The sequence below is a fragment of the Paenibacillus sp. FSL K6-4396 genome, assembly GCF_038002525.1.
Classification (GTDB): Bacteria; Bacillota; Bacilli; order Paenibacillales; family Paenibacillaceae; genus Paenibacillus; species Paenibacillus amylolyticus_B.
Map to the genome: position 1 here is coordinate 132,538 of NZ_JBBOCR010000001.1, position 13,524 is coordinate 146,061.

Sequence of the window (13,524 nt, forward strand, 5' to 3'; positions counted from 1 at the left end):
ACTCAAAGACAAGTATTTGCATTATAACGGTTACATTCCGTACAATGGACAGAAGGGATTGTGGCAGACGCCGCTCTCTATAGCCGGAACATCTAGCGAAACTATCCATTTCACACGGACTTATTAATTGAATAGGTGGTTATTATATGGATCTACAAATTTCCGATTTGGAAGAAATGAAACTAACGGACCTCTACAAACTGGCCAAAAAATATCAGATACCTTACTATGGTACGTTAAAAAAGAAAGAATTAATTTTTGCTATACTACGTGCACAAGCTGAACAGAGTGGCCTGATGTTCATGCAAGGCGTACTCGAGATTTTACCTGAAGGTTACGGATTCTTAAGACCTATCAACTACTTGCCAAGTACGGAAGACATCTACATCTCAGCTTCTCAGATTCGCAAGTTTGACCTAAGAACAGGTGACCTCGTATCAGGTAAGTGTAGAACGCCTAAGGAAAACGAGAGATACTTCGGTTTGTTGCAAGTCAACGCTGTAAATGGTGAGAATCCATCGGCGGCTGCAGAGCGACTTCACTTCCCGGCACTAACCCCACTGTATCCGCAGAAAAAACTGGTTCTCGAAACATCCCCCAACCATTTGTCCACACGCATTATGGATGTGCTCGCCCCGGTAGGATTGGGACAGCGCGGATTGATCGTAGCACCTCCCAAAGCGGGTAAAACGCTTCTCCTCAAAGAAATTGCCAACAGCATCTCAACTAACAATCCTGAAATTGAACTGTTTGTCCTGTTGATTGATGAACGTCCAGAGGAAGTAACGGATATGTCGCGTTCGGTAAAAGGGGAAGTTGTGGCTTCAACATTTGATGAACTGCCTGAGAATCATATCAAGGTGGCGGAATTGGTGCTTGAACGTGCGCTTCGTCTGGTTGAGGCTAAAAAGGATGTCGTTATCCTGCTGGATAGCATTACACGTCTTGCCCGTGCATATAACCTGGTTATTCCACCATCCGGTCGTACGCTTAGTGGTGGTATTGACCCAGCTGCATTCCATCGTCCGAAACGTTTCTTCGGTTCTGCCCGGAATGTGGAAGAAGGCGGAAGCTTGACCATCCTGGCAACGGCATTAATTGATACCGGTTCACGTATGGATGACGTCATTTATGAAGAGTTTAAGGGTACAGGTAACATGGAGCTCCATCTGGACCGTCGTCTGGCAGAGCGCCGCATATTCCCGGCAATCGACATTCGTCGTTCCGGTACACGTCGTGAAGAAGTGTTGCTCAGCAAGGAAGAGTTGGATACAATCTGGGCGATTCGTAAAAACATGAATGATTCCCATGACTTTGTTGAAGGATTCCTGAAAAAACTTCGTAACAGCAAGACAAATGCAGAGTTTTTGGCGGCATTTGATTCGGCTGGTAACAGCCCGACAAGCAATTCGGGTACAACAACAACCCGTCGCTCACCTAGACAGACAGCAACGTCAGGTACATCGACGTAAGTCTCGTTCGACTAATCACTTTCTTTTTGCAGCAATGCTGTGAATGTTACAATACACTCGTCGTTAAGTTTAACCCATTAGATGTGAGGAGAACATCATGTATTTAGTATACGCAGATGAAAAAGGTAATGTATTTGATCATCCTTCCCTGTACGGGCTTGCCCGCAGTGGAGATATGATCGTTGAGATTATGGAGGATGAGTTGATTCCTCTGCCAGAAGGTGCAACGTTGGTTGGACTCCCGAGTACCCGGCCCATTGGTATGGACCCAGACACCGGTGAGATGCTGCCAATGCCAACGGACACACAGGCTGTAGGTGCATTGCTTCCACAGGGATTCACTCGTTTGTGTCTCCCAGGGTATGTGAAGACGGATAAGGAGTATAAGTTGCCTTTGTTCGGTTATTCCGCAGTGGTTTGGAAAGATGGCGGTTTCTATGTTACGGCTTCGAAGTCAGATAGTCCTGACCAATGGAATCCGCTTAACTGTGATCGTGACGATGTGCGTTCCGGGGTTAAACGATTGACGGAGCAATACCCCGAGAACCGTCTCTACACCCATCTATCCAACTGTGCGCTTGGATATGAATGTCTAACTTCATCCAACACGTTCCTGAATCGTTGGGAAGGTGGAGTGCCGGTATCCTATTCTTGCAATGCGGGCTGTTTCGGGTGTATCTCCGAGCAACCGGATGATAGCGGCTTTGTTTCCCCGCAGACACGTATGAACTTCCGACCGCGTGTGGATGAGATTGTGGAGGTTATGATGGAACACCTGAAGACGCCGGAGTCCATCATTAGTTTTGGACAAGGTTGTGAAGGGGAGCCTTCCACGCAGGCCAAGCTGATTATTGAAGCGATTCGCGAAGTGCGTTCCGTAACGGACATGGGGTATATCAACATTAATACCAATGCCGGTCTGAATGATCACATTAGAGGTATTGTAGATGCTGGATTGGATCTGATGCGCGTAAGTACAATTAGTGCACTGGATGACCATTATAACGCCTACTATAAACCGCGTGGTTATACCTTAGCCAATGTTGAGAAGTCGATGAAATACGCAGCGCAGCAGGGCGTATACACGTCCATAAACTATCTGATCTTTCCAGGTGTAACAGATCGTGAAGAAGAGATTGAGGCGATGATTGAGTTTGCAAGAAGAACCGATCTACGCTTGATTCAGATGCGTAATCTCAATATTGATCCAGAGAGCTATCTGGAATTAATTCCTCCTGCTCAAGGTGATATCTTGGGTATGAAGCAGATGATTGAGATTTTTGAAGACGAGTTGCCTGATGTTGTGATCGGATCGTATACCCATGTTCCGCCAGCTGGAATGGCACGTCCAAAACGGTTGATTACCTTATAACAATAATGGATTGCAACAGGCACAAGGCCGTGTTATAATCTCAGAGTTGTGCCATTTACTCTGGGTCCGCTTGAGGCTCAGGGCGGAAAGAGGTGAAAGGTAATGAAAGAAGCAATTCATCCTAATTACACGATTGGTCAAGTATCTTGCGCTTGCGGGAATACTTTTGAGACAGGTTCGGTTAAAGACGGACTTCGTGTAGAGATTTGCTCCGCGTGCCACCCGTTCTTCACAGGTAAACAGAAGTTTATCGATGCTGGCGGCCGTGTTGATCGTTTCAAAAAGAAATACGGAATCTAATAGGACAATTCTTGGAGTTGTCTGCTAATCGCATCCAACACACCCCTGCTGATCTGGCAGGGGTTTTTATATGTTATATGTAAGCATAATCGCATTCACGTTCCTCTGGTTGCAATTTGGATAACCTTACGTTATACTATTTCTTACCGTGCTAGATGGGGAGGTAGCGGTGCCCTGTAACTCGCAATCCGCTATAGCGAGGTTGAATTCCTGCTAGAGGTTTTGCCGATGTGAGGTTTGGTCCCTAAACGTGGTGTTGACGGTTGGGTCCTCCGCAATGAGTACTCATGAACCTGGTCAGGTCCGGAAGGAAGCAGCCATAAGTGAGATCACTCTTGTGCCGGAGGGTTGCCTAGCCCGAGCTATTGTTCAGGGGTGCCACTTGGATCGCAAATATCGATAGCAGGTGCACGGCTTACCTTTTAAATGTAGAGACCTTTGCAGTTGTATGTATGCAGAGGTCTTTTTGATATGTCTTAATAAACCACGCATGAATGAGTCAGATAAAGTTTGGATTCACCCTAGAATATAGTATAATAGGGGAACGACAAAGGACTCGAATGCGAAGTGGAAGGAAGGTAACGCATCATGGAGCATATCGCGTTATACCGGGCTTGGCGTCCCCAGTCGTTTCAAGATATGGTGGGGCAACAGCATATTATTCAGACCTTGCAGAACGCGATTCGTGAACAGCGGACTTCCCATGCCTACTTATTTAGCGGGCCCAGAGGAACGGGAAAGACAAGTGCCGCCAAGATTTTGGCCAAAGCTGTGAACTGCGAACGTGGGCCTGCGCCTGAACCTTGTAACGAGTGTGAAGCTTGCCGCAGAATTACGACTGGCGCTGTGATGGATGTGCAAGAGATTGATGCTGCATCCAATCGGGGCGTTGAAGAAATCCGTGATCTTCGGGAAAAGGTTAAATATGCGCCAACCGAAGTCCGGCAGAAAGTCTATATTATTGATGAAGTACACATGCTGACAACGGAGGCATTCAATGCTTTGCTCAAAACATTGGAAGAGCCACCACCACATGTGATGTTTATTTTGGCAACAACAGAACCACACCGCCTTCCGGCTACCATTATATCGCGCTGTCAGCGATTTGATTTTCGCCGGGTATCCCTGGAAGAGCAGACAGCAAGACTTACACTGATCTGTGAACAGGAAGGCATGGAAGCGGACCAAGATGCGCTCCAATACATTGCCCGTTTATCGGACGGTGGAATGAGGGATGCACTTAGTGTGCTGGATCAGATCTCTTCATTTACGGATGGACGAGTAACGTACCAGCAGGTCATGGACATGACGGGTGGAATTGCTTCAGAGCAATTTGCCAAATTGGCTGCTTCGCTGCTCAAGGGTGATGTTGGTCATATTTTGCAGATGATTGAAGGTTTCATGCATGAAGGAAAGAGTGCAGACAAATGCATGGAGAATTTACTGTATTATTTCCGTGATTTGCTTATGATTAAGATGGTGCCTGATGCAGACAAACTGACGGACAGGGTACTTAATCCGGAAGCTTTCCGTGATATGGCGGAGTCATTCACCAAGGAACAACTGTTCCACATGATTGACACCCTTAATCGGTACCAGAGTGAAATGAAATATGCAGTACAACCACAGACATTATTTGAAGTTGCATTGCTTAAACTGTGTAGTATTCCAGCTCAAGGTGAGGCTTCTGTTCAGGTGGGAGCTTCAGCTCATGCAGCACCTGCTGATGGGGGAGAGATCCATCGCTTGAAGCAGCAGCTTGCTGAGTTGGAGAAGAAGTTGGATCGTGCGCTTAAAAGTGGTTTGTCTGGTGGAGAAGGTGCATCGAGTGCTCCATCTCGTCCGGCAACAAGGGCCCCTGTATCGAGAGGCAATTCGCCTGCGAAGCTTCCTGCACAGTTGGATCAGTATGTTGCGCGCAAGGGAGCCCCTGAGTTCGCAGATATCAGCAAAAAATGGAGTCAGATCCTGCAACGAGTGAAGGAAGAGAGGGTTACCGTTCACGCCTGGTTTGTGGATGGTGAGCCGGTATCATTGCTTGAAGACAATGTGTTGGTTGCTTTTAAAAACAACATTCACCGTGAAACAACGGAAAAGCAGGCTAACCGTGAAGTCATTGAGCGGGTGTTGTCCGAACAGCTTGGGCGACCTGCACGATTGGTGACGATGATGCTCAAAGATTGGACCGGAGCAATGGAGGGAGCTCCTGAAGCGCCAAAGGAGGACTTTAAGCTTGAACCTGAGCATGAAGACGGCGGTTCAGGCAACAAACAGCCTTGGATTGATGAAGCCATCCAGCTCTTTGGTGAGGACCTTGTAGTGATCAAAGAATAATGCGCATAGCGCGATAACCATAACAAAAGGAGATGAACAATTATGAACAACATGAACCAAATGATGAAACAAGTGAAGAAAATGCAGGAGCAAATGCTGAAAGCACAAGAGGAACTGGCGGACAAAACAGTCCAAGGTACTTCTGGTGGCGGTGTAGTGACGGCTGAAGTTAACGGACACAAGAAATTGCTTGCTATCACGATCAAACCTGAAGCGGTAGATCCGGAAGATGTTGAAATGTTGCAAGATCTCGTTATGACAGCTGTTAATGATGCAATGGCCAAAGCCGATGAGATTGCCAACAAGGATATGGGCAAGTTCACAGGCGGCATGAATATTCCGGGATTATTTTAATTAAAAAATTGATCCTGTCAAAGGAGACGCAATCGATTGTATTATCCCGAACCAATAGCCAAGCTGATTGATGCCTTCACCCGGTTGCCGGGTGTGGGTCCCAAGACGGCAGCGCGTTTAGCTTTTCATGTGCTTAACATGAAGGAAGATGACGTTATCGATTTTGCCAAAGCGCTCGTAAGTGTGAAGCGTAATCTTCATTACTGTTCTGTATGTTGTAATATCACTGATACGGACCCGTGTCGCATCTGTCAGGATAAGTCCAGAGATGTCTCTGTAATCTGTGTAGTTCAGGATTCGAAAGATCTGGTGGCCATGGAGCGCACCAAGGAATTCGATGGATACTATCATGTGTTACAGGGCGCGATTTCACCTATGGAGGGAATTGGCCCAGACGATATTCGTTTGAAGGAACTCCTGGTTCGATTAAGTGATGAACGTATAAAAGAGATCATATTGGCAACGAACCCCAATATTGAGGGTGAAGCTACAGCAATGTACATCTCCCGGTTGGTGCGTCCGTTTGAAATCAGTGTGACTCGAATTGCGCATGGATTGCCTGTAGGTGGCGATCTTGAGTATGCGGATGAAGTGACCCTTTCCAAAGCGTTGGAAGGGCGCAGGGAGATGCGTTAGTGTGATCAATTTGTATTACACAGCGGACTTCCTTGGAAACTTCTGATGCTAAATAAGTTTCGATGTGCAAAGAGAGCCTTAGGGCTCTCTTTTTTTTTTTGTGAAGAAAATGAATGCCTGAGTTCTAAGTTTGTCCTTTCCCTGATAAGTATGAGAATATGCTGTGCTGATCAGGAGGAGGAGAGTTTATGTTTTTGTGGCGAAATACACGGAACTCGGTAGAGAAACACAACAGAATGTTGAAGGAACTTGAGGCGGATCAGATCTATGCAGATATTCAGGTGGCTAAGCAGGAATGGGAACGGGCTATGAGACAGTTTGAAGATGCACAGGGGCAGGATGAGATTGATTATGCTATTTATGTATTGGAGGCAGCTGAGCGGAAGTACCAGATCCACTTGAGAAGAGCAAAGCGAGCCAGAGCGAATGATGATGTTACATCACAGCGAGGGGTTAGTATGTAGAGTCACGTTTACATTAAACACGGAGGTGTAATATATGAAGAGTATCATACTGGGAAGTGTATTGGTTATATCGTTACTGGGGCTTATCGTTATTTTATTCAGAAAGCGGATAGGGTTATCGTTTTTCACGTCATTTGGAATTCATCTGGTGCTGGCTGCAGTAGGGATATATATCGTGAATTATTCCGGCTGGATTACAGGAACCTACATCCCGCTGAACCCAGCAACGATAGGGACTGTAACTGTTTTGGGATTGCCAGGTGTGGGGCTATTATTAGGGTTGAAAATTTCTTTGTTCGGATAGTTGACTCATAGGATATTTATATGGTACATTATATCTCGTTGCTTTGCTTGCTTGGTTAGATGCTTTAGATGAAATGAAGGAGTTCATTACGAACTTCGAAAAAGAATTTCAAAAAAACACTTGACCAAAACAAATGAAGTGTGATATATTATAAAAGTCGCCGCTGAGAGAAAATGGTGACGAAAAAACGAGTTTGATCTTTGAAAACTGAACAACGAGTGAGTAAACATTCTGCTTGCAGAATGAACGCGAAAGTTTGAAACAAGCCTTGGCTTGGATCGACTGGAGCACAAATGAGATTTTTAATCTCGTCAGATTCAAAATGAGCTTATCGCTCTTTTCAATACTTTATTGGAGAGTTTGATCCTGGCTCAGGACGAACGCTGGCGGCATGCCTAATACATGCAAGTCGAGCGGAGTTGATAGGAAGCTTGCTTCCTTGATACTTAGCGGCGGACGGGTGAGTAACACGTAGGCAACCTGCCCTCAAGTTTGGGACAACTACCGGAAACGGTAGCTAATACCGAATAATTGTTTTCTTCGCCTGAAGGAAACTGGAAAGACGGAGCAATCTGTCACTTGGGGATGGGCCTGCGGCGCATTAGCTAGTTGGTGAGGTAACGGCTCACCAAGGCGACGATGCGTAGCCGACCTGAGAGGGTGATCGGCCACACTGGGACTGAGACACGGCCCAGACTCCTACGGGAGGCAGCAGTAGGGAATCTTCCGCAATGGGCGAAAGCCTGACGGAGCAATGCCGCGTGAGTGATGAAGGTTTTCGGATCGTAAAGCTCTGTTGCCAGGGAAGAACGCTTGGGAGAGTAACTGCTCTCAAGGTGACGGTACCTGAGAAGAAAGCCCCGGCTAACTACGTGCCAGCAGCCGCGGTAATACGTAGGGGGCAAGCGTTGTCCGGAATTATTGGGCGTAAAGCGCGCGCAGGCGGTCATTTAAGTCTGGTGTTTAATCCCGGGGCTCAACCCCGGATCGCACTGGAAACTGGGTGACTTGAGTGCAGAAGAGGAGAGTGGAATTCCACGTGTAGCGGTGAAATGCGTAGATATGTGGAGGAACACCAGTGGCGAAGGCGACTCTCTGGGCTGTAACTGACGCTGAGGCGCGAAAGCGTGGGGAGCAAACAGGATTAGATACCCTGGTAGTCCACGCCGTAAACGATGAGTGCTAGGTGTTAGGGGTTTCGATACCCTTGGTGCCGAAGTTAACACATTAAGCACTCCGCCTGGGGAGTACGGTCGCAAGACTGAAACTCAAAGGAATTGACGGGGACCCGCACAAGCAGTGGAGTATGTGGTTTAATTCGAAGCAACGCGAAGAACCTTACCAGGTCTTGACATCCCTCTGACCGGTACAGAGATGTATCTTTCCTTCGGGACAGAGGAGACAGGTGGTGCATGGTTGTCGTCAGCTCGTGTCGTGAGATGTTGGGTTAAGTCCCGCAACGAGCGCAACCCTTATATTTAGTTGCCAGCACTTCGGGTGGGCACTCTAGATAGACTGCCGGTGACAAACCGGAGGAAGGTGGGGATGACGTCAAATCATCATGCCCCTTATGACCTGGGCTACACACGTACTACAATGGCCGGTACAACGGGCTGCGAAATCGCGAGATGGAGCCAATCCCAACAAAGCCGGTCTCAGTTCGGATTGCAGGCTGCAACTCGCCTGCATGAAGTCGGAATTGCTAGTAATCGCGGATCAGCATGCCGCGGTGAATACGTTCCCGGGTCTTGTACACACCGCCCGTCACACCACGAGAGTTTATAACACCCGAAGTCGGTGGGGTAACCGCAAGGAGCCAGCCGCCGAAGGTGGGATAGATGATTGGGGTGAAGTCGTAACAAGGTAGCCGTATCGGAAGGTGCGGCTGGATCACCTCCTTTCTATGGAGAATCGTTTCCTGCAACGGAAACATTCAAATACAAAATCTAGTCAGGTCGGCTAGTTACTCACTCGTTGCTCAGTTTTGAGAGCTCAAACTCTCAAACGTTTGGTGGCGATAGCGAAGGGGTTCCACACGTTCCCATCCCGAACACGACCGTTAAGCCCTTCAGCGTCAATGGTACTTGGACCGCAGGGTCCTGGGAGAGTAGAACGCCGCCAAGCGTAACCCATTTTGGGTTCAAATAGTATATATAATGTGGGCCCTTAGCTCAGTTGGTTAGAGCGCACCTCTGATAAGGGTGAGGCCGGTGGTTCGAGTCCACCAGGGCCCACCATCTATACCTTTAAACTTTATACGGGGCCATAGCTCAGCTGGGAGAGCGCCTGCCTTGCAAGCAGGAGGTCAGCGGTTCGATCCCGCTTGGCTCCACCAAAAATGATTACAAGTTTGTTCTTTGAAAACTAGATATCGAAACGAAACAAACGCGAATTAGAACATTCCTTTAAGCTGATCTTGTGTAAACAAGTGAAGTGTTTATAAAGGTAGTTAAATTGCTTTTGTGATGGTATCGAATGGGAGCGACTTTTGGCTTTGCGCAAGCAAAACAAGGGAAGCAAGCAGTCGAAACCGGAACAAAATGGTTAAGCTACTAAGAGCACACGGAGGATGCCTAGGCGCTAGGAGCCGATGAAGGACGTGGCGAACAACGAAACTGCCTCGGGGAGCTGTAAGCAAGCTTTGATCCGGGGGTGTCCGAATGGGGAAACCCAGCTGGGGTAATTTCCAGTTACTCACAACTGAATACATAGGTTGTGCAGAGGCATACCAGGGGAACTGAAACATCTAAGTACCCTGAGGAAGAGAAAACAATAGTGATTCCGTCAGTAGCGGCGAGCGAACGCGGAGAAGCCCAAACCAAGGAGCTTGCTCTTTGGGGTTGTGGGACGTCTCACATGGAGTTACAAAGGAACCGGTTAAGCGAAGAGGTCTGGAAAGGCCCGCCAAAGAAGGTAAAAGCCCTGTAGTTGAAAGTCTGTTCCCTCCGAGACGGATCCCGAGTAGTGCGGGGCACGTGAAACCCCGTATGAATCCGGCAGGACCATCTGCCAAGGCTAAATACTTCCTAGCGACCGATAGTGAAGCAGTACCGTGAGGGAAAGGTGAAAAGCACCCCGGAAGGGGAGTGAAATAGAACCTGAAACCGTGTGCTTACAAAAAGTCAGAGCCCGTTTTAGGGGTGATGGCGTGCCTTTTGTAGAATGAACCGGCGAGTTACGTTCCCGTGCAAGGTTAAGGTGAAGAGCCGGAGCCGCAGCGAAAGCGAGTCTGAATAGGGCGACTTAGTACGTGGACGTAGACCCGAAACCGGGTGATCTACCCCTGTCCAGGGTGAAGGTGCGGTAACACGCACTGGAGGCCCGAACCCACGCATGTTGAAAAATGCGGGGATGAGGTGGGGGTAGCGGAGAAATTCCAATCGAACTCGGAGATAGCTGGTTCTCCCCGAAATAGCTTTAGGGCTAGCCTCGGAAAACAGAGTCGTGGAGGTAGAGCACTGATTGGGTGCGGGGCCCGCAAGGGTTACCAAGCTCAGTCAAACTCCGAATGCCATAGACTTACTTCCGGGAGTCAGACAGTGAGTGCTAAGATCCATTGTCAAAAGGGAAACAGCCCAGACCATCAGCTAAGGTCCCCAAGTGTGTGTTAAGTGGGAAAGGATGTGGAGTTGCACAGACAACCAGGATGTTGGCTTAGAAGCAGCCACCATTGAAAGAGTGCGTAATAGCTCACTGGTCGAGTGACTCTGCGCCGAAAATGTAACGGGGCTAAACACACCACCGAAGCTATGGCTTGATGCAATGCATCAGGGGTAGGGGAGCGTTGTATAAGGGTTGAAGGTGTACCGTAAGGAGCGCTGGACATTATACAAGTGAGAATGCCGGTATGAGTAACGAAAAGATCAGTGAGAATCTGATCCGCCGAAAGCCTAAGGGTTCCTGAGGAAGGCTCGTCCGCTCAGGGTAAGTCGGGACCTAAGGCGAGGCCGAAAGGCGTAGTCGAAGGACAACAGGTCGAAATTCCTGTACCACCGTAAGCCGTTATGAGCAATGGGGGGACGCAGTAGGGTAGTGACGCGGACTGATGGATGTCCGTCTAAGCAGTAAGGCTGATGTGTAGGCAAATCCGCACATTGTAAGGCTGAGCTGTGATGGGGAGCGAAAATTGTAGTAGCGAAGGTCATGATCTCACACTGCCAAGAAAAGCCTCTAGCCAGGTGAAGGTGCCCGTACCGCAAACCGACACAGGTAGGCGAGAAGAGTATTCTAAGGCGCGCGGAAGAACTCTCGTTAAGGAACTCGGCAAAATGACCCCGTAACTTCGGGAGAAGGGGTGCCCCGGTAGTGTGAATAGCACGAGGGGGCCGCAGTGAAAAGGCCCAAGCGACTGTTTAGCAAAAACACAGGTCTGTGCGAAGCCGTAAGGCGAAGTATACGGGCTGACGCCTGCCCGGTGCTGGAAGGTTAAGGGGAGTGGTTAGGGAGTAATCCCGAAGCTGTGAACCGAAGCCCCAGTAAACGGCGGCCGTAACTATAACGGTCCTAAGGTAGCGAAATTCCTTGTCAGGTAAATTCTGACCCGCACGAATGGCGTAACGACTTGGGCGCTGTCTCAACGAGAGATCCGGTGAAATTTTAATACCTGTGAAGATGCAGGTTACCCGCGACAAGACGGAAAGACCCCATGGAGCTTTACTGCAGCTTGATATTGAATTTGGGTACGATCTGTACAGGATAGGTGGGAGCCTTTGAAGCAGGAGCGCCAGCTTCTGTGGAGGCAACGTTGGGATACCACCCTGATCGTATCTAGGTTCTAACCTGGTACCGTAATCCGGTGCGGGGACAGTGTCAGGTGGGCAGTTTGACTGGGGCGGTCGCCTCCTAAAGAGTAACGGAGGCGCCCAAAGGTTCCCTCAGAATGGTTGGAAATCATTCGAAGAGTGCAAAGGCATAAGGGAGCTTGACTGCGAGACCTACAAGTCGAGCAGGGACGAAAGTCGGGCTTAGTGATCCGGTGGTACCGCATGGAAGGGCCATCGCTCAACGGATAAAAGCTACCCTGGGGATAACAGGCTTATCTCCCCCAAGAGTCCACATCGACGGGGAGGTTTGGCACCTCGATGTCGGCTCATCGCATCCTGGGGCTGAAGTAGGTCCCAAGGGTTGGGCTGTTCGCCCATTAAAGCGGTACGCGAGCTGGGTTCAGAACGTCGTGAGACAGTTCGGTCCCTATCTGTCGTGGGCGTAGGAAATTTGAGAGGAGCTGTCCTTAGTACGAGAGGACCGGGATGGACGTACCGCTGGTGTACCAGTTGTTCCGCCAGGAGCACCGCTGGGTAGCTATGTACGGACGGGATAAACGCTGAAAGCATCTAAGCGTGAAGCCCCCCTCAAGATGAGATTTCCCAGTATGTAAGACCCCTTGAAGACGACGAGGTAGATAGGCTGGGGGTGGAAGTGCAGCAATGCATGGAGCTGACCAGTACTAATCGGTCGAGGGCTTATCCAATAGCAAGTGATAATTCGCATGTTTCGTTTCGAATCTAGTTTTCAGGGAGCAATCCTTGAATGATGTTGATGATTGTTATTCGGAGAGATACCCAAGTGGCTATAAGGGGACCCTCTGCTAAGGGGTTAGACTGCGTAAGCGGTGCGAGGGTTCGAATCCCTCTCTCTCCGCCATCTTTACCTAAAGATGGACAAGCAATCAAAACACAATTAATATGGCGGTGTAGCTCAGCTGGCTAGAGCGTACGGTTCATACCCGTAAGGTCGGGGGTTCGATCCCCTCCGCCGCTACCATATTACCCAGGAGGCTTAGCTCAGCTGGGAGAGCATCTGCCTTACAAGCAGAGGGTCGGGGGTTCGATCCCCTCAGCCTCCACCATATACGCCGGTGTAGCTCAACTGGTAGAGCAACTGACTTGTAATCAGTAGGTTGGGGGTTCAAGTCCTCTCGCCGGCACCATTAATGCCTGGAACCGTGGTGTAGTTGGCCTAACATGCCTGCCTGTCACGCAGGAGATCGCGGGTTCGAATCCCGTCGGTTCCGCCATTAATCCTAAAAATTAAATATGGCTCGGTAGCTCAGTCGGTAGAGCAGAGGACTGAAAATCCTCGTGTCGGCGGTTCGATTCCGTCCCGAGCCACCTTTAATCCCTGGAGGATTAGCGAAGTGGCCAAACGCATCAGACTGTAAATCTGCTCCCGTACGGGTTCGGTGGTTCGAATCCATCATCCTCCACCAGTTTTATGAGTCATTAGCTCAGTTGGTAGAGCACCTGACTTTTAATCAGGGTGTCGAAGGTTCGAGCCCTTCATGACTCA

8 protein-coding genes, 10 tRNA genes, 3 rRNA genes and 1 other RNA gene are annotated in these 13,524 nt (G+C 49.0%); all 22 read left to right on the forward strand.

Features of this window, described 5'->3' with window-relative positions; genetic code table 11:
• Positions 1–146: 146 nt before the first annotated feature.
• The 22 genes from rho to MHB85_RS00730 all read left to right on the forward strand — a co-directional run bounded on the left by rho (position 147) and on the right by MHB85_RS00730 (position 13,524).
• Entirely contained in the window at positions 147–1,472 is a 1,326-nt protein-coding gene (gene rho / locus MHB85_RS00625) for a transcription termination factor Rho (protein ID WP_036607258.1), read from the forward strand.
• Between the two features lie 97 nt (positions 1,473–1,569).
• Positions 1,570–2,844: a radical SAM protein gene (locus MHB85_RS00630; RefSeq protein WP_091020183.1), complete on the forward strand. Its 1,275-nt coding sequence runs from the start codon at positions 1,570–1,572 to the stop codon at positions 2,842–2,844.
• A gap of 102 nt (positions 2,845–2,946) precedes the next feature.
• On the forward strand, positions 2,947–3,144 hold the full coding sequence (gene rpmE, locus MHB85_RS00635) for a 50S ribosomal protein L31 (protein ID WP_036607255.1): 198 nt from the start codon (positions 2,947–2,949) through the stop codon (positions 3,142–3,144).
• A gap of 146 nt (positions 3,145–3,290) precedes the next feature.
• Positions 3,291–3,558: signal recognition particle sRNA large type (gene ffs, locus MHB85_RS00640), an RNA gene on the forward strand.
• 174 nt (positions 3,559–3,732) lie between these two features.
• Positions 3,733–5,478, forward strand: coding sequence for a DNA polymerase III subunit gamma/tau (gene dnaX / locus MHB85_RS00645; protein WP_341072229.1), 1,746 nt, complete (start codon positions 3,733–3,735; stop codon positions 5,476–5,478).
• Between the two features lie 42 nt (positions 5,479–5,520).
• Positions 5,521–5,832 (forward strand): YbaB/EbfC family nucleoid-associated protein, encoded by a 312-nt coding sequence (locus tag MHB85_RS00650; protein WP_036607248.1) that lies wholly within the window; start codon positions 5,521–5,523, stop codon positions 5,830–5,832.
• Between the two features lie 36 nt (positions 5,833–5,868).
• On the forward strand, positions 5,869–6,468 hold the full coding sequence (recR, locus tag MHB85_RS00655; protein ID WP_036607246.1) for a recombination mediator RecR: 600 nt from the start codon (positions 5,869–5,871) through the stop codon (positions 6,466–6,468).
• A gap of 236 nt (positions 6,469–6,704) precedes the next feature.
• A complete protein-coding gene (locus tag MHB85_RS00660; protein ID WP_445739049.1) occupies positions 6,705–6,932 on the forward strand; it encodes a DUF2508 family protein in 228 nt (75 codons plus the stop codon).
• A gap of 34 nt (positions 6,933–6,966) precedes the next feature.
• Complete coding sequence (locus MHB85_RS00665) at positions 6,967–7,236, forward strand: pro-sigmaK processing inhibitor BofA family protein (RefSeq protein ID WP_036607241.1); 270 nt, start codon at positions 6,967–6,969, stop codon at positions 7,234–7,236.
• A 348-nt stretch (positions 7,237–7,584) separates the two neighbouring features.
• Positions 7,585–9,137, forward strand: a 16S ribosomal RNA gene (locus MHB85_RS00670).
• Positions 9,138–9,243: 106 nt separating this feature from the next.
• Positions 9,244–9,360, forward strand: a 5S ribosomal RNA gene (rrf, locus tag MHB85_RS00675).
• A gap of 36 nt (positions 9,361–9,396) precedes the next feature.
• Positions 9,397–9,473: transfer RNA gene (locus tag MHB85_RS00680), tRNA-Ile, on the forward strand.
• A 22-nt stretch (positions 9,474–9,495) separates the two neighbouring features.
• Positions 9,496–9,571: transfer RNA gene (locus tag MHB85_RS00685), tRNA-Ala, on the forward strand.
• A gap of 207 nt (positions 9,572–9,778) precedes the next feature.
• A 23S ribosomal RNA gene (locus MHB85_RS00690) occupies positions 9,779–12,706 on the forward strand.
• Together the 16S, 23S and 5S rRNA genes with 10 tRNA genes alongside form the textbook arrangement of a ribosomal RNA operon.
• 81 nt (positions 12,707–12,787) lie before the next feature.
• A tRNA-Ser gene (locus MHB85_RS00695) sits at positions 12,788–12,879 on the forward strand.
• Positions 12,880–12,922: 43 nt separating this feature from the next.
• Positions 12,923–12,999: transfer RNA gene (locus tag MHB85_RS00700), tRNA-Met, on the forward strand.
• Positions 13,000–13,008: 9 nt separating this feature from the next.
• Positions 13,009–13,084, forward strand: a tRNA-Val gene (locus MHB85_RS00705).
• Positions 13,085–13,089: 5 nt separating this feature from the next.
• Positions 13,090–13,165 (forward strand) — tRNA-Thr (locus tag MHB85_RS00710).
• Between the two features lie 9 nt (positions 13,166–13,174).
• Positions 13,175–13,252: transfer RNA gene (locus MHB85_RS00715), tRNA-Asp, on the forward strand.
• Positions 13,253–13,273: 21 nt separating this feature from the next.
• Positions 13,274–13,346: transfer RNA gene (locus MHB85_RS00720), tRNA-Phe, on the forward strand.
• A gap of 12 nt (positions 13,347–13,358) precedes the next feature.
• Positions 13,359–13,444: transfer RNA gene (locus MHB85_RS00725), tRNA-Tyr, on the forward strand.
• Between the two features lie 7 nt (positions 13,445–13,451).
• Positions 13,452–13,524 (forward strand) — tRNA-Lys (locus MHB85_RS00730).

Excerpts from the sequence above, each read along its gene's own strand:
- MHB85_RS00630 (WP_091020183.1), top strand. The coding sequence starts at position 1,570 with ATGTATTTAGTATACGCAGATGAAAAAGGTAATGTATTTGATCATCCT.
- rho (WP_036607258.1), top strand. The coding sequence starts at position 147 with ATGGATCTACAAATTTCCGATTTGGAAGAAATGAAACTAACGGACCTC.
- dnaX (WP_341072229.1), top strand. The coding sequence starts at position 3,733 with ATGGAGCATATCGCGTTATACCGGGCTTGGCGTCCCCAGTCGTTTCAA.
- rpmE (WP_036607255.1), top strand. The coding sequence starts at position 2,947 with ATGAAAGAAGCAATTCATCCTAATTACACGATTGGTCAAGTATCTTGC.
- MHB85_RS00660 (WP_445739049.1), top strand. The coding sequence starts at position 6,705 with ATGTTGAAGGAACTTGAGGCGGATCAGATCTATGCAGATATTCAGGTG.
- MHB85_RS00650 (WP_036607248.1), top strand. The coding sequence starts at position 5,521 with ATGAACAACATGAACCAAATGATGAAACAAGTGAAGAAAATGCAGGAG.
- MHB85_RS00665 (WP_036607241.1), top strand. The coding sequence starts at position 6,967 with ATGAAGAGTATCATACTGGGAAGTGTATTGGTTATATCGTTACTGGGG.